15 protein-coding genes are annotated in these 15,435 nt (G+C 65.6%); 3 read left to right on the plus strand and 12 right to left on the minus strand.

Going from position 1 to position 15,435, the window contains the following annotated elements; genetic code table 11:
* The first annotated feature begins 204 nt into the window (after positions 1–204).
* Both BLEFHOIH_RS24735 and BLEFHOIH_RS24740 read left to right on the plus strand, forming a co-directional pair.
* Positions 205–816: a DUF938 domain-containing protein gene (locus BLEFHOIH_RS24735; protein WP_088348805.1), complete on the plus strand. Its 612-nt coding sequence runs from the start codon at positions 205–207 to the stop codon at positions 814–816.
* Positions 817–993: 177 nt separating this feature from the next.
* A complete protein-coding gene (locus BLEFHOIH_RS24740; RefSeq protein WP_088348738.1) occupies positions 994–1,200 on the plus strand; it encodes a hypothetical protein in 207 nt (68 codons plus the stop codon).
* A gap of 209 nt (positions 1,201–1,409) precedes the next feature.
* Here BLEFHOIH_RS24740 and BLEFHOIH_RS24745 read toward each other — a convergent pair whose 3' ends face one another.
* The 12 genes from BLEFHOIH_RS24745 to BLEFHOIH_RS24800 all read right to left on the minus strand — a co-directional run bounded on the left by BLEFHOIH_RS24745 (position 1,410) and on the right by BLEFHOIH_RS24800 (position 13,023).
* On the minus strand, positions 1,410–2,024 hold the full coding sequence (locus BLEFHOIH_RS24745; protein ID WP_088348739.1) for a TetR/AcrR family transcriptional regulator: 615 nt from the start codon (positions 2,022–2,024) through the stop codon (positions 1,410–1,412).
* 385 nt (positions 2,025–2,409) lie between these two features.
* Entirely contained in the window at positions 2,410–3,204 is a 795-nt protein-coding gene (gene trpC, locus BLEFHOIH_RS24750; protein ID WP_088348740.1) for an indole-3-glycerol phosphate synthase TrpC, read from the minus strand.
* Positions 3,205–3,380: 176 nt separating this feature from the next.
* Entirely contained in the window at positions 3,381–5,018 is a 1,638-nt protein-coding gene (locus BLEFHOIH_RS24755) for a molecular chaperone GroEL (RefSeq protein ID WP_088348741.1), read from the minus strand.
* A gap of 24 nt (positions 5,019–5,042) precedes the next feature.
* Positions 5,043–5,810 (minus strand): iron-sulfur cluster assembly protein, encoded by a 768-nt coding sequence (locus tag BLEFHOIH_RS24760; protein WP_088348742.1) that lies wholly within the window; start codon positions 5,808–5,810, stop codon positions 5,043–5,045.
* 13 nt (positions 5,811–5,823) lie between these two features.
* Positions 5,824–6,828, minus strand: a complete 1,005-nt coding sequence (locus BLEFHOIH_RS24765; RefSeq protein ID WP_088348743.1) for an amidohydrolase family protein — start codon at positions 6,826–6,828, stop codon at positions 5,824–5,826.
* A gap of 39 nt (positions 6,829–6,867) precedes the next feature.
* Entirely contained in the window at positions 6,868–7,227 is a 360-nt protein-coding gene (locus BLEFHOIH_RS24770; protein WP_088348806.1) for an MmoB/DmpM family protein, read from the minus strand.
* A gap of 32 nt (positions 7,228–7,259) precedes the next feature.
* The gene (locus BLEFHOIH_RS24775; RefSeq protein WP_088348744.1) at positions 7,260–8,357 is read right to left on the minus strand and encodes an aromatic/alkene monooxygenase hydroxylase subunit beta; all 1,098 of its coding nucleotides are present in this window, start codon (positions 8,355–8,357) and stop codon (positions 7,260–7,262) included.
* Positions 8,358–8,393: 36 nt separating this feature from the next.
* Positions 8,394–9,443, minus strand: a complete 1,050-nt coding sequence (locus BLEFHOIH_RS24780) for a 2Fe-2S iron-sulfur cluster binding domain-containing protein (RefSeq protein ID WP_088348745.1) — start codon at positions 9,441–9,443, stop codon at positions 8,394–8,396.
* A gap of 74 nt (positions 9,444–9,517) precedes the next feature.
* The gene (locus BLEFHOIH_RS24785; protein WP_088348746.1) at positions 9,518–11,182 is read right to left on the minus strand and encodes an aromatic/alkene/methane monooxygenase hydroxylase/oxygenase subunit alpha; all 1,665 of its coding nucleotides are present in this window, start codon (positions 11,180–11,182) and stop codon (positions 9,518–9,520) included.
* Positions 11,183–11,348: 166 nt separating this feature from the next.
* Positions 11,349–11,600 (minus strand): hypothetical protein, encoded by a 252-nt coding sequence (locus BLEFHOIH_RS24790; RefSeq protein ID WP_245297184.1) that lies wholly within the window; start codon positions 11,598–11,600, stop codon positions 11,349–11,351.
* Positions 11,601–11,641: 41 nt separating this feature from the next.
* Entirely contained in the window at positions 11,642–11,983 is a 342-nt protein-coding gene (locus tag BLEFHOIH_RS24795; RefSeq protein WP_088348747.1) for a hypothetical protein, read from the minus strand.
* Positions 11,980–13,023, minus strand: coding sequence for an NAD(P)-dependent alcohol dehydrogenase (locus BLEFHOIH_RS24800; RefSeq protein WP_088348808.1), 1,044 nt, complete (start codon positions 13,021–13,023; stop codon positions 11,980–11,982). Before BLEFHOIH_RS24800 ends, BLEFHOIH_RS24795 begins: the two co-directional genes overlap by 4 nt.
* Before the next feature lie 467 nt (positions 13,024–13,490).
* On the opposite strand from BLEFHOIH_RS24800, the gene BLEFHOIH_RS24805 reads away from it, so the two are divergent.
* Positions 13,491–15,383, plus strand: a complete 1,893-nt coding sequence (locus BLEFHOIH_RS24805) for a sigma-54-dependent Fis family transcriptional regulator (protein WP_088348748.1) — start codon at positions 13,491–13,493, stop codon at positions 15,381–15,383.
* Positions 15,384–15,435: the final 52 nt, after the last annotated feature.

Raw genomic sequence — 15,435 nt, forward strand, 5'->3', positions numbered from 1 at the left:
TGACGGCCGTCCGGGACGACGGGGAGAGGACCTTCGATACGCAAAGGTCTCCCATGGGAGAGGGAGTCTGGCTGCGGATTGGTTTGGTTGGAATCGTTACCGTTGGAACCGGACCTCGCTGAAAACCTCCGCGCGCGTTGCGATTTTCCGGCGAGCGCGCCATATGCGGCCCTGACGCCTGCCTCCAACCCGATGAAATGCCAAATGACCGAAGACGCCCGGCTTTACGCCCCCTCCGCCGCCCGCAACCGCGAGCCGATCCTCAACGTGCTGCGGACCTATCTGCCGCAACGCGGCCTCGTGCTGGAAATCGCCAGCGGTTCGGGCGAGCACGTCACATTTTTCGCGGCGGCAAGCCCTGCCGAACTGGTCTTCCAGCCGACTGATCTCGACGAAGCCGCCAGGGCCAGCACCGACGCCTGGACCGCCGAACTCGGCCTTGCCAACATCCGCCCGGCCATCCCGCTCGACGCGGCGTCGGACGTCTGGCCGGTCGAGCGCGCCGATGTCGTCGTCTGCATCAACATGATCCACATCTCGCCCTGGGACTCCGCCGTCGGCCTGGTGCGCGGCGCGGCGCGCGTGCTGCCGCCGGACGGCGTGCTGTTCCTCTACGGCCCCTACCGCCGCGCGGACGTGCCCACCGCGCCGAGCAACGACGAGTTCGACCTCGACCTGAAGCGGCGCAATCCCGCCTGGGGCCTGCGCGACCTCGAAGCGGTGGCGGCGGTGGCCAAGGAAAACGGCTTTGCGCCGCCCGTGGTCGTCGAGATGCCGTCGAACAATCTGTGCGTCATTTTCCGCCGGACCGCATAGGCGGGATCGGCGGACGGATTTGAGGTACACTGCATCCGAATCTCCTCGAAGGCGGGGATTCAGTCCGCCGCAGCATAGACGTCACGTCGCGAGCCGATCCAGCGCTCGTGAATACCGGGTCCCGCCTTCGCGGCGATTTCGGATACGAGAGAACGCATTGGTCTAGGAGAGATTTCGATGGCGGAAACGGCGATCGACCGCGCCACCATGGCGCGTCTGGCCAAGGCGCTGGTCTTCATCTGCGGCGCCACTCATCCGACCACGGTCGCCCTCAAGACCGCCGCCGACAGCGGCTCCGAGCGCGACATCAAGGCGGCCCGCGCGCTGTTCCTGAAGCTCAAGCCCGGTGACCGCCAGGCAGCGCTGGCCATGATCGCGGACTGACGGCCCGGACGCCCAATCCCTCCCCCAGCGGCGCCTCTCGCCATGGAGGTCTGCATCTCATGCGTCGCCCCGGCCGTAAGAGCCGGGGCCGACTCGCATCACCGCGTGCCGCAGCGGCTCACCGCTTTGCGGCGTCCGGGACAACGGGAGGCAGAAGCATTGCCCGCTTTACAGGCGCGCAACCCTCAGCCAGCTTGCCGGGGAGTCTCCTACCGGCTCACCGCCGCCATCGATGCGGTCGCGGGGCGGAGGTCGTCGATCCAGGCGCGGAGCTGGGCAAGCTCGCGGCCGACGAATTCGGGGTCGCGGAAGGTGGCGCCGAGCAGCGTGATGCCCTCGATGCGCAAAAGCATATGCTGGCCGAGCTGCGCCGGGTCGCCCGGCACATGGGCGGCGCGCATCTGCTGGGTGAACCATTCCGCCAGCCGCCGCAGCACCACCGCCGCCTTCGGCAGCAGACTGTCCTTGCCCTTGGCCAGCTCCAGGCAGAGCGAGCCGTGCGGGCAGCCATAAAGCACCAGCTCGCCGGTGTCGGCGAAGAGGGCGGTAAGGAAATTGTTCAGCCGCTGCAGCGGGTCGGGCGAGGAGACGTCGAGCTGTTCGAGCTGCACGTCCAGCACCTGCATCCGGCCGGCGATGACAGCTTCAAGCAGCTCGTCCTTGCTCTTGAAATAGTAATAGATATTGCCTTTGGGGACACCGGAATCTTCCGCCAAATCCTGGAAGGATGTGGTTTCGAAGCCGCGCGTCAGGAATAGTTTCGTCGCTGCTGCAACAAGGTCGGAGCGATTGTCGGCGCCCTTTGAATACATGCTTTTGACCATCGATATTCCGGAAAGATAGCGTCGGCACGTCCGCCGTTTCTCCAAAATTAAGGCGATTGTTTAAATTTGCAAGCGCCGTCTTCGCCCGGCGGCTGTGACGTGACGCTGCGGCCCCGTAGCAAACACCGAGGACGGACGGTTGCGGACCGCGGGCGAGGGCAGGCCGGCCGGGATCTGCTCTGGCCGGTGCTGGCGTACTGGGTATAGGAACCAGAGCTTGCTCTTCCCCGCGAAGGCTGGGATCCAGTAAAGGGCAAAGTCAGCCGCAATTCTCTGCCGCAATTACGACCGCTGCGGCGTAATGGATTCCCGCTTTCGCGCGAATGACAAGGGCGGGGGTAGCGATCTGTTGCCGTCTACACAAATTCATCTTTCTCCGAAACTTTCAGACCTCGCCGATCAACTGCCGCGTCGCGGCGGCAACGTCGGCCTGGCGCATAAGACTTTCGCCGACCAGGAAGCAGCCGATGCCGGCCCGGCCGAGGCGCACGATGTCGGCATTGGCGAAAATGCCGCTCTCGGAAATCACGATGCGCTCATCCGGGATCTTCGCCGCGAGCTTTTCCGAGACCTCGAGGCTCGTCTCGAAGCTGCGCAGGTCGCGGTTGTTGATGCCGATCAGCTTGCCGTCGAGGGTGAGTGCGCTATCGAGTTCGGCCTCGTCATGCACCTCGATCAGCGCGTCCATGCCGAGATCGCGCGCGGTCCCGATCAGGCGGCGGGCATCGGCATCGTCGATGGCGGCCATGATGATCAAAATGCAATCCGCGCCGAGCGCCCGCGCCTCAAAAACCTGATAGGGCTCGAACATAAAATCTTTGCGCAGCACAGGCAGTCCGGAGGCTTCGCGCGCGGCGGTGAGATATTCGGGCTTGCCCTGGAAGGAGGGGCCATCGGTCAAAACCGAGAGGCAGGTGGCGCCCCCTGCGGCATAGGCGCGGGCGAGCGCCGGCGGATCGAAATCCTCACGGATCAGCCCCTTCGACGGGCTCGCCTTCTTGATCTCGGCGATCAGGGCGGTGCGGCGCTCGCCGAGGCGCTTCTCAATGGCCGCCGCGAAGCTGCGCACGGGCGGGGCGGCGGCGGCGCGCCGCTCGACCTCCGCTTGCGGCACCGCGAGCTTGGCGGCCGCGATTTCCTCGCGCTTATAGCGCTCGATTTTGGCGAGGATGTTGCTCATCGTCGATCGTCCATCTGCTGAAATCGCGTCCGTCTTAGCACAGGCGCCGTCGACGTCCATCGTCTGCGGGCGATGCTACCCGAATATTCCGGATCGCCCGGGACGCGCTACGACCGTAACGATGCCGCTATGTCGCAAGGGGTGGCGCGGCAATGCGCCAGCCACGCCCTTGGCCGTTACGCCCGGCCGAGCTTTTCCGCGCCGCCGCCGAGCGCGGGCCCGGCGGTGGGGTCGAAATCCTCGGGCTGCTTGGCGATCAGCGTGTCGGTGGTCAGGATCAGCCCGGCGACCGAGGCGGCGTTGCGCAGCGCGGTGGTCGCGACCTTGACCGGGTCCATGATCCCGGCTGTGGCGAGATCGAGCAACTCGCCGGTCCTCGCATCGAGGCCGACCGCGCCCTTGGCCTTCTGCACCCGCTTCAATTGCGCTGCGGCGTCCAGGCCGCAATTGCGCGCGATGGTCAAGAGCGGCTGGGCGAGCGCGCATTGCAGCAGCTCGACGCCGGTGCGGGTGCTGCCCGTTTGGCGGCCGATCAGCTCATCAAGCTCAGGCGCGATCCGCACCAGCGCGGTGCCGCCGCCGGGAACCACGCCCTCGGCGATGGCGGCGCGGGTCGCATTGATGGCGTCCTCGATCAATTGCAGCCGCCGCTTCTGCTCGACGGGCGTCGCGCCGCCGGCAAGAATCACCGCCGTGCCGCCCGACAGCTTGGCCAGCCGCTCCTGGAACTTGTCGCGCTCGATATTTTCCGGCGCGGCCTCCCATTGCCGCGTCACCTGCTCGCGGCGGGCGGCGATGGCGATTTCGTCGCCCTCGCCGGCGGTAATGAGCGTGCGGTTGGCCGAGATGCGGACCTGCCGCGCGCCGCCGAGATCGGCGAGCTGAACCTGATCGACCCTGCCGCCGAGATCGCGGGCGATGACGCGGCCGCCGGTCGCGATGGCGATGTCTTCCAGCATTGCCTTGCGCCAATGGCCATATTCGGGCGGGTTGATCGCGGCGATGGGCCGCTTGCTGGTCTCGCGCCGGGTGAGCAGATGGATCACCGCGCCGGGCGCGATGTCCTCGGCGATGATGAGCAGCGGGCGCTTGGCCTTCTCCGACAGCGCCAGCGCGGCGGCGAGTTCGTCCGGGCCGCCGATCTTGTGATCGGTGAGAAGGATCAGCGGGTGGTCGAGCACCACCTGCATCCGCTCGACATCGGTGACCATGTGGTGAGAGAGATAGCTGCGGTCGAAGGCCATGCCGTCGATGATCTCCAGCGCGGTATCGACGCCGACGCCGAATTGCACATCGACGATGCCGTCCGCGCCGACGCGGGCAAAGGCTTCCGCCACCATGGCGCCGAGCCGTTCGTCATTCGCCGCGATGCTGGCCACGGCGCGCGCCTGTTCCGGCCCGTCCAGGTCGCGCGCGGAGCGGTTCAGCGCGGCGATGGCGGCTTCGGTGCCGATGGCGAGCCCTTCGACCAGTTCGACCGCATTGGCGCCCTTGGCGATGGCGGCGAGGCCCTGCTGCACGAGCGCATCCGCCAAGAGCGTCGCGGTGGTGGTGCCGTCACCCGCCACCTCGTTGGTCTGGCGCGAGACTTCGCGCACGACCTGTACGCCCATATTCTCGAACGGGTCTTCCAGCTCGATTTCGGCGGCGATGCTGACGCCGTCGCGCGACACGATGGGCGAGCCGATGGGGCGGTCCATGAAGGCGTTCATGCCGCGCGGGCCGAGCGTGCCGCGCAGGGCGCGGGCCAGTTTCGCCACGCCCCGTCCGAGCGCTTCGCGGGCGGCTTCGTCGTGCAGCAGCATTTTCGGCATGGCGCGTCCTCCGGGCGGTTTTGGTTACGAGTGGGGGCGTTGCGATTTCAGCGGTGTGGTGGTGTCGAACTCGTAGCGCGCGGCGAGCAGGCCGGAGCAGAGCGCGCCGTTGAACTCGGCGTTGACGCGCACGCTGCGCAGGCGCTTGAGATGCGCGGCGAAGTCGGCTGGCGCGAGCGGTTGGCCCTCGGTGGTGACGAAGGCGAGGGCGTCGGCGGCGAGCGGCCCGGCGGCGTCGCGGCGTTCGAGATAGCGGGTGCGGGCGAGCGCGCCTGCCTCGTCGAGCGTGAGCGCGTCCAGTTCGGAGAGCGTCATCCGCGCCAGCGCATCCGGGGCAAAGCCGAGGTCGCGCAGATGCAGCAGCATCGCCTCCTGCCGCCGCTGGAACGCCTTCAGCAGGAAGATGCGCCTGACATCATCGAGGTTTCCGTCGGCCTCCTCGCCGAACGTATCGGCGAAGGAGCAGCCTTGCGCCATGCCGCGATTGATGGTCTCGGCATACATATGCTCGTCGAGCACCACCGAGACGGCGCTGACCCAGGGCAGCGCCGCGACCGCCGCGCGCATGTCGTCGGCCATCATGAAAGCGAAATTCGGCGCGCACCAATAGGTCGGCAGGCGGAAGCGGATGCCGACGCGGCCATCCTCGCCGAGCGTGACGGCGCTGACGAACTTCATCTCCGTCACCGAGCGGTCGAGCTCGGGGTCGGTCACGCGCGAAAGGCTGTCCCACACCTCGGCAAGTCTTGAGGCATGGCTCATCGCTCCGGCGGAAGCTGGCTGCGTCGGCATCGTCAAGCTCCCGTCAGGCGGCGCGTTTCAGCTTGGCCTTCTGCGCATCGACGTCGATGCCGTAGAGCCGCGCCGCATTCAGGCCGAGGATTTTCTTTTTCGCCTGCATGGTCAGCGGCACGCCCGTCTCCTTGACCACATCATCCGGCAGCTCGAAGGCCATGAACCGGTCGACGATCCATTTCGGCGTCCAGATGCCGTAGTCGCTGCCGTAGAGGATCTTGTCCTCGCCGACCCAGAACAGCAGCTCCGAGATCACATGCGCGAAATAGCCCGGGCGCGTGTGGATGAAGGGCAGGGCGACGGCGAGGCCGGCATAGACATTGGTCTCCTGCGTGGCGATCCAGCAGAAATCATCGAGGCGCGGCAGGCCGCAATGCTCGACGATGAAATTGAGGTCCTGGAACGACGTCGCAACGTCATCGACATCGGCGACGTCGAAGGCATCGCGGTTGAGGGGGATGATGGTCGGCCCCTTATGCACATGGATGTTCCGGATGCCGAGCTTCTGCGCCTCTTCGAGGAAGCGGTAGCTCTCCTTGTCGGAGAGCTTGTAGCCCTTGGACTCGCCGCGCCATTCCGCCGTGTAGAGCTTGGCGCCGGTGATGTTGTATTTTTCCTTCAGCTCATGCATGTGCTCCAGCCCCTTCGTCCCGTCGCGCGGGTCGAAGGCGCCGTTCAGGATGAAGCGGTCGGGGTGGGTCTTCTTCAGCTCGGCATTGCGCTCGGTGGTGTTGAACCCGGATTTATAGAAGTCGGTGAGATATGTCGGCTGCAAAATCGCCATGTCGTCATAGCCGCGCACGAACAGGTCGTCATACATGGTGCGGGCGTCGTATTTCTCGAATTTCTCCTTCGGCCACCGCTCCTCCGGCGGGCTGAGATTGGTGTGATAGGCAAAGAAGCAGTCGATGAACTGCTTGCCGTGGATGTTCTTCTGATTGGCCGGGCTGCCGTCCCAGAAATGGGTGTGCCCGTCGATGACGAAGATTTCCTCGCCCGTCTTGGTCCTGAACATCGTCTCCTCCTCCTCGCCCTTGATTTTTTCTTGCGCCCGCTATTGCCCGATATACTGGAAGGCGTCCTCCATCCGGCCGAACAGCACCACGGTCTCGTCGTCGACCATGACCATCCGGCCGTAATGGGTGGAGGTGGAAATCTCGAACAGATGCGGGGTCATTTCGCGCCCTAGCTCCTGGCTGATCTCGGGCATGCTGAAGACGAGCTTGCCCCGGCCGTCGATGCGGATCATCGCCGGCAGGTAGGTGACGATGACGCCCGGGTTGCGGCCCATCACCTCGGCGATGACGCGCGCCTCGACGCTGTCGTTCATGGTGATGCCGCACTCGTCGGAAATGGTCTCCTCGAACTGCACGTCCTTCATCGATTTGAAGATGCTGGTCTGCGCCTGGGACATGGTCGGCTCCATCAATAGGGGTTTCGGGGCGCTCAGTTCGCCAAGCCGCCGGCCGGGTTCAATCCGATCTCGGAACAGATCGCGCCGACCCGGCTCTTGGCCTTGGCCAGCGCCTCCTGGAAGGTTGCGACCTTCACGCGCGGCTGCGACCAGATCGGCTGCAGGTTGTTGGCGGCGTCGAGCGCCAGCGCGCCATATTTGCCGAGCCAGCTCGAGAAGATGCCCCTGTTGTACTCGCCATATTGCGGGTCGGTGACGAGCAGGTTGATCAGCTCGACCGTGTTGGCCAGGTTACGCTCGTAATCCGCCTCCGCCGCCGAGACGACGGCGGGCGTGACGAAATCATTCTGCGCGGCGGCAAGCTGCATGACGAAGCCGGAGCGGAACAACTCGCCCACCAGCGGCTCGAAAACGATGTTCACGGCAAAATACTGCTCGAGATAATCTGACGCCCCCATGATCGACTCGATCAGCTTGCGCGTCGCCTGCCAGGTGGGGTCTTCGAGCCAATGCTTCTTGCCGGCGGCGGTGTCGAAGCCCGGGATGTCCAGCGCGATCTCGCTGAGATAGAGCGTGAGATCCTGGGCGAAGCGCAGCTTGTAGGAGGAATTGGTCAGGATCGCATTGTTGATCATCTGGGTGTAGCCGTAGCGCTGCGCCTGCATGGTCGCCGTGCCGAGGCCGAATTCGGCGTGCTTGTAAGCGCCGAGGTGATCCTGCAGCACCTTCACCCACGCCTTGTCGAAGCGGGCGGTCGCGCCGGATTTGCGGCCATTGGCGATGACGTTCTGCACCATGCCGCAGATGGTCGATTGCCGCTGGTAATGGGTGCGCTCCCATTCCTCGTCGACGGCGCGAAACTTGTGCCAGTCAGCGCTTTTGACCTTGGTCCAGTCCTTGGAATAGGTCGGCGTGCCATCGGGGAAATTGATGATCCAGTCCTGGAGCAGGTAGCGCTCCGGATCGGGCTGCACATCGACGGTCATGTCCTCGTAATGCGTCGCCTTGCGGCCCTTCGGCTCAAAGTAATTATATTTGCGGCTTTCCGAGCCGGCGAAGGAGGCGGCGCCCGCCGCGCCCGACTTGGTGGGGCTGGCGGTGTTGCTGTCAGGCTTCTGCTGGGCACCCATCGTGACCTCCCTGGTGGTTCTGGTTGTTGGCACTCGCTAGCTGCTGGGCTGGGTGAACTTGTCGAAATGGATGTTGAACGGCTCGACGCCGGCCATCTGCAGGACCGGCAGCACCGCGTCGATCATCGCGGGAGGACCGCAGGCATAGGCGTCGATCTCGCCGCCGAGCTGCGCCGTGGCGAGATAGCGGCGCACGGTCTCGTGGATGAAGCCGCGCTCGCCATGCCAGCCCTCGGGCGGGGCATCGGAAAGCGCGGGGATGAAGCGGAAGTCGTCGAGGCCGCGCGCAATGGCGGCGAATTCTTCGAGGTAGAACAGGTCGGCGGCGGTGCGCGCGCCGTAGAAGAAGCGGACGGGGCGCTGCTCGCCGCTCTCGATATGGTCGGCGAGCATCGACCAGAGCGGCGACATGCCCGAGCCGCCGCCGATCAGCAGCATCGGACCGGGCCGCGCCTCGCGGCGGAAGCAGGTGCCGTAGGGGCCTTTGGCGGTGAGCCGGTCGCCGGGTTTCAGGCCGCCGTCGAGGCGCGCGGAAAAGGCGCCATCCGGGTATTTCTTGATGATGAAGCTCAGCACTTCGGGCGAACTCGGCGCACTCGACATGGAGAAGGAGCGCGTGATCGCGGGCGTGTCCCCGGTCGCGGGAATGGTCAGATCGACATACTGCCCCGCCCAGAACTTTAGCGGTGCTTCAATAGCGACTTCCAAGAGCCGGATGTCCTGCGTCAGCGGCGACACCGCGCGCACTTCCGCCTCGTATGAGCGCACCGGGATCGAGCGGCGCAGCAGATCCTCGTCGAAATTCAGCAGCTCGACGATCAGATCGCTATAGGCGTGCGTCCGGCACAGGAGCACGTGATCCGTCTCCTTCTCGTAATCCGGCAGCGCAAAGGTCGAATATTTCATCAGCTCGATGTCGCCCTCGACGAGCAGCGACTTGCAGCTTCCGCACTGGCCCTCCTTGCAGCCATGCATCAGCGCGATGCCCTGGCGGAAGGCGGCTTCCAGCACGGTTTCGCCCTCCTCGACATCCATCTCGATGCCGACCGGTTCCAGCCTGACCGTGTGCATGTGCTTGAGCGGCATTCAGGACAGCCTTCCAACCAGAGCAGGAACCGGCGTTTGCGGGGAGCGCCCGTGCCCCCCGCAAAGCTTTCGCGTCAGATCGGCCGCATCGTGAAGCCCTTGCGGTATTCGGCGACGGCTTTCTCCCGGTCCTCGGGGCTCAAGGCGCGGATGCCGCGCAAGGGGCTCGCCAGCGTGTTGCCGCGCACATGGTCGAGCGTCCACATCTCCTTGTCGTCGAAGCGCAGATGCGGCTGCGGCACCAGCGTCTTGCCGTCGGGGCGGACGAAGCCGAGATCCTTGATGGCGTCGGCGAGGTCCCAGCCGTGGTAGCAGTCCTCCCATTCGCGCCGGCCGCTGAAGCGGCCCATGGCGGGCGTCGGGCGGCCCTCATACTCGGCGCCGAAGGCGACCTTATGCGTCCAGCGGCACTGGTCGGAGCAATAGGTGTAGAGCTTGCCGTCGACTTCGTCGGTGCACATGTCCTCGCGGATCAGGCAGGGCACCATGCAGCTCCAGCAGCGATGCGGGTAGACATAGCCGCAATCGGTGTTGAACAGGATGTTCTGCTCGCCGGGATGGCTGAGCTTCTCATACCATTTCCAGAAGGCGCCGAACTCGTTGTACCAGCCCGGATATTTGTGCTCGAACCACTCGAAGTCCTTCTCGGTCTGGGCCTCGATGCGCCAGAAATTCACCGGCCAGCCGACCGCGAAGAACTGCGCGGTCTTGTGGACGTAATTCTTCTTCACCAGCCGGTCCCAGGCCGCCGCGACGTCATCGTGATGGATCTTGATGCCGTATTTCTCCAGCGGCAGCATGTAGGTGCGGTAGTAGTCCTCATAGATCCAGCGATGCCACAGCTCGCTATAGGACTCCTTGCTTTTGTCGCGGTTGGTGGTGCCGTATTCGATGAAGGTGCCGATGGCGGCGTCGACGATGGCGTGGTTCTGCCAGAAGGCGTATCTCAGGTCGCGCTCGAGCAACTGATGGTTGGAAGGGTCGTTGATCATCGCCATCAGCATCGAATGGCCGTTGCCGATATGGCGGGATTCATCCGACTGCACCGACAGGAACACCGTCGGCAGCGCGTAGTCGCCATTGCGGGCGGCCTCTGACGGCATGGCGACGAACAGCGTGTTGGTGAAGGCCGTTTCCGCGACCACTGTGAGGTAGACATTCGCCGCCGTGATGGCGTCGCCGGTCAAAAAGCCTTCGGCGAACTGGCGGCCGATGGTGGTCGCGTAGCACTTGCCGAAAGCGGCCTCGGTGATGTCGAAGCCGGCCGGATCGATGTAGTTCTCCATGTACCATTTCTTGAGGTTCATCTGGATGGTGGAGTGCCGGAACTCGTCGACCATCTGCATGGTGAAGCCGGTGCGCAGCTCCTCGCCGGGGGCGAGCCGCCCGACCATCGCCATCGAGCGCGCCGCCGAAATCTCCGGGAAGGGGATGATGGCGAGGAAGAGCTTCATCCACTCGACCCAGCGCGGCTCGACATTGCGGAACATATCGCCGCGCAGCGCTGCATCGAGCGCGCCATAGACGCGGTTGTCCTTTTCCTCCTGCATCGGGAAATAGGAGCGAAGCACCTGCTTCATCGGGTCTTTCGGGACTTTGGAAATCTTGTAGTCCGTGGGGAAGGTCATCGCCTCCTGGACATAGCTCGGCGTCCAGCCGAGATCGGCGACGCGGCTCGCGGCCTCACCGATGGAGATGCCCTTCTGCGCGGTGATCTTGTTCAGGGTCATGGGTGCCATGTTCAAAACTCCTTCAAGGTCCGACTGCGCGCGGGCCGGCTGGAGGAACGAAGGCTCCAGCCCGCTTGGCGCGCGGATTCACGCTGTGTGATGCATGCTACCGTCGGCATGCCCGACCTCTTCTCGAAGCTCGCACGCTACTGTCGGCGTGCCCGACCAGCAGGCCTCAGCCCGGTTCCGCCCCGCCTTCATCGGAGCGCGGCCGGATCAGCGGCTTGCCTTCGGCGATGAAGCGCGCACACAAGAGCAGCGCGCCCATCGTGAAGTCCTTGCCGTGCGCCTTCAGCCCGGTATCGGCCACGAGGGCCAGGCGCACGAAGAAATCGTCCTTTAAGCGATCATCGCTCGTCAGCTCCGGCATCGGCTGGAAACCGGCGGCCGGCGGCGGTGCGTCTGGGGTTGCCGCCGCCGGCGCCATTGCAGCCTGCCGGTTCCGTTTATTGCCCATCCAACTCTCCCCTATGCATGGCCCTGGCGCGGATCGCGCGTGGGCGGGGCCGCGCCATCCAATTCGGCCAGCATCCGGTCCAGCCATTCCCGCTCGACGGCGAATTTCTCGAGCTGCCGCGTGAGCAGCTCGAACTGCTTCGCCAAGCCTTCCGCCGCATCGCGCCGCGCCTCGGTCGCGTCCGGTGCGCCGGCGAGGCGCTTGGCGTGTTCCGCCTCGAGAGCCAGCCCGATCGACAGGCTCTCGAAATGCCGGCGCTTGGCGTCGATCTCCATCACCCTGAGAATCAGCCGGTTCCGCTCGGCGATGCGGGCTTCTTCCCGCGCATCGTCTCCGGGCGCGGGCGTCGTCACGGGATCAGCACCGCTCGGCCCTTGATGCGGCCGTGATGCAAATCGTGCAGCGCCTCGTTCGCCTCGCTCAGCTTGTATTCGCGCGTCGCCAGATGCACCCGGCCGCGATCGGCCAGCGCCATCAGCTCAACCAGCTCGGCATAGGTGCCGACCAGATTGCCGACGATGGTCTTTTCCGAGGTGATCATGTCCATGGCCGGCAGGTCGATGCGGCCGCCATAGCCGACGATGTAATAGGCGCCGCCATTGCGGGTCATGGCGAGGCCGCGCGCGATGGCGTCCCCCTCGCCGACGAAATCGATGACGGCCTCGGCGCCCTTGCCTTTGGTCAGCTCCATGACGGCCGCAACCGGATCGGCCACGCCATTGATGAGGTGATGCGCCCCGCATTCCTCGGCCAGCTTGAGGGCGTTCTCCGAGCGGTCCACCACGATGATCTCGGCGGCGCAGAGCGCGCCCAGCACCTGGATGCCGATATGGCCGAGGCCGCCCGCGCCGATGACCACGGCATATTCGCCGGGCACCAGATGGCGCGAGGCCTTCTTGGCCGCGCGATAGGCGGTCAGCCCGGCATCGGTGTAGGGCGCAACATCCTTCGGCGCGAGGCTGCGGGGCAGTTTGATCAGCGCACGCTCGCCGGTCAGCAGATATTGCGCATAGCCGCCATTGGCATTGATGCCGGGAAAGCTGCTTTCGGCCGCGTGCATATCGTCGCCGCGGCGGCAGGCGAGGCAATGGCCGCTCGTCACCAGCGGATGGCAGATGACGGGATCGCCGACGCGCACGCTCGTCACCCCGCGCCCGATGGCCTCGACCCAGCCGGCATTCTCATGGCCCATGATGTAGGGGAGGGCGATGTCCACCTTGTCGCGCCAGATGCCCTCGACGATGTGCAGGTCCGTCCGGCAGACGCCCGCGCCGCCGACGCGCACGATGACGTCGGTGGCTTTCTTGATGACGGGATCGGCGACGTCCTCGAACTCCACGAAGCGGTCGGCGGCGAGCTGGGCGTCATAGCGGTGGAGGACGGCTGCTTTCATGGCGTCTTCGCTCCCATAAGTATTTTCCGCTATGATGCTCGGGCCTTCCGCTGTTCCCAGTTGAAAGCCCGGCGGCGTCCGGCTTCGGATGTATTCCAAGTTTCATGCCAAATTGAAATGCGCTGAAATATATATGGAATTTTCCGCCTGTGCCGCCGATCACTGTTGTCTTTCGCAACAATAGCCGGAACAAACTGTTGCGTTTCTTCACAGTTATGGAGCAGTGCCAGGGCGCGACCTAGAAGCTGCTGGCCAGCATTCCGCGCGGATGCTACGATCATATGCAAGAAACGCATGAAACGCCGCGCAACGGCGATGTCCGCCGGGCCTCACTCCACTCCGGCCTCGGCGCGACCTCGGAAGGAAACGTTCCGCGCTTCCCCCTTGTTTGTTGGGATCGTTTTTGACGGAAGCGCCTGTGACCATCGTCCAGCGACGGAACCGGCGGCCCCGGTTGGAGGCGCAGCATGGGAATTAGCGACACGGCGGCTCTCAGGGCCCACGGCATCCTACAGAAGAAGGGCAAGCCCTCGGCCGAGCTGCTGTCCGCCGACATCTATCAGAGCTGGCAGCGCTGTCTCGCGCTCGGCCTCGATCCGCGCCGACCGCCCGCGCCCCGCATCGCCGAGGCGCCGAAGCTGCAAGCGGCGCGGGAGAAGAGCGGCCTCACGCGCAAGCTGGCGCTCGCCGAGTTGCATGGGCTGCATGAGCAATTCGCCGGCACCAGCTTCATGATCGCCTTCGCCGATGCCGACTGCCTGCTGCTCGACGTGTTCTCCGATCCCGATTTCATGACCACCGCCCGCGCCGCCGGTTTGCAGCCGGGCGGCGTCTGGTCGGAAGACGCCTGCGGCACCAACGCGCTCGGCTCAGCCGCCTTCGACCGGCGGCCGATGATCGTGCACGGCGCGGAGCATTTCTTCGTCAGCCACCTCGATTTGACCTGCATTGCCCATCCGGTGTTCTCGCCCGACGGCGCGCTGGCCGGCGTGATCGACGCCTCCTCCTATACGCGCTCGCGGCAATATCACACGCAGGTGCTGGTCCGCTTCGCCGCCACCCAGATCGAGAACGGCCTGTTCCGCGACCGCCACCGCGACGACAGCATCATCGCCTTCCACCACCGCAGCGAATATCTGAACAGCCTCACCGCAGGGCTGCTGGCGCTGCGCTCGGATGGCTGCGTCGTCGGCGCGAACAAGGAGGCGCGCAGTTTTCTGCACGGCCGCTCCTTCGCCGAGCCCGCCGAGTTCGAAGCGGTGTTCGCCACCGGCTTCGACGCTGTCTTCCGCGACCTGCGCCAGCGCTCCCCGGTCCGGCTGAAGGACCGCGCGGGCGCGTCCTTCTTCGCCGTGCTGGACCCGCTGCACCGGCGCGAGAAGCCGCCGCCAATCGCCATCGGCAAAATCGCGGGCACGGTGAAGCCGGGCTTCGTCGCGGATGACGAGCGCGTCGCCACCATCGTCGCGCGCGTCGAGGCGGCGGCGGCGCGCAAGCTGCCGATCCTGATCCGGGGCGAGACCGGCACCGGCAAGGAGCTGCTCGCCCGCCATGCCCACACCGCGAGCGGACGCAAGGGCGCGTTCGTTCCGGTGAATTGCGCCGCGCTCCCCGACAGCCTGATCGAGGCCGAGCTGTTCGGCTATGCCGAGGGCGCATTCACCGGCGCGCGGCGCGGCGGCTCGCTGGGCCTTGTCTGCGAGGCGGATGGCGGCACGCTGTTCCTCGACGAAATCGGCGACCTGCCGATGCCGCTGCAAGCCGTGCTGCTGCGGCTGCTCGACGACTGGACCGTGCGCCCGATCGGCGGCCAGCGCCGGACGGTCGACGTGCAACTGGTCTCGGCGACCAACGTCAAGCTCGACGCCGCCATCGCCGCCGGGCGCTTCCGCTCCGATCTCCTCTACCGTATGAACACGCTCGAAGTGTCCCTGCCGAGCCTTGCCGGGCGCGGCGACATCGAGGCCATTGCCCGCCATCTGCTGGCGAGCCACGCGCCGGGCTGCAAGCTCACCCAGGGCGCGGTCGAGCATCTGGCGAGCCATGACTGGCCCGGCAATATCCGCGAGCTGCGCAATGAATTGCTGCGCGCCAGCCTCGGCGCCATCGACGGCGTCATCGACCGGCCGCTGATCGAAGCCGCCTGCGAGCGCCGCGCAGCAACGGTGGACCTCAATGCGCCGGCCGCCGCCGAGGCCTCGCTGCGCGATCTGCGCAAGGAACGGGTGCGCGCGACGCTCGCCGAGACCGGCGGCAATATCAGCCTAGCGGCCCGCCGGCTCGGCGTATCTCGCAATACGGTCTACCGCATCATCGGGGCTGGCATCGGCGCTGCGGACGAGCCGGCCGACGCCGGTTAGCAACTTCGGCCAGGAACTTGACTGCAACTCCAAGTGTTCTCCATAACCTGTC

It is taken from the genome of Rhodomicrobium sp. R_RK_3 (genome assembly GCF_002198715.1).
Classification (GTDB): domain Bacteria; phylum Pseudomonadota; class Alphaproteobacteria; order Rhizobiales; family Rhodomicrobiaceae; genus R-RK-3.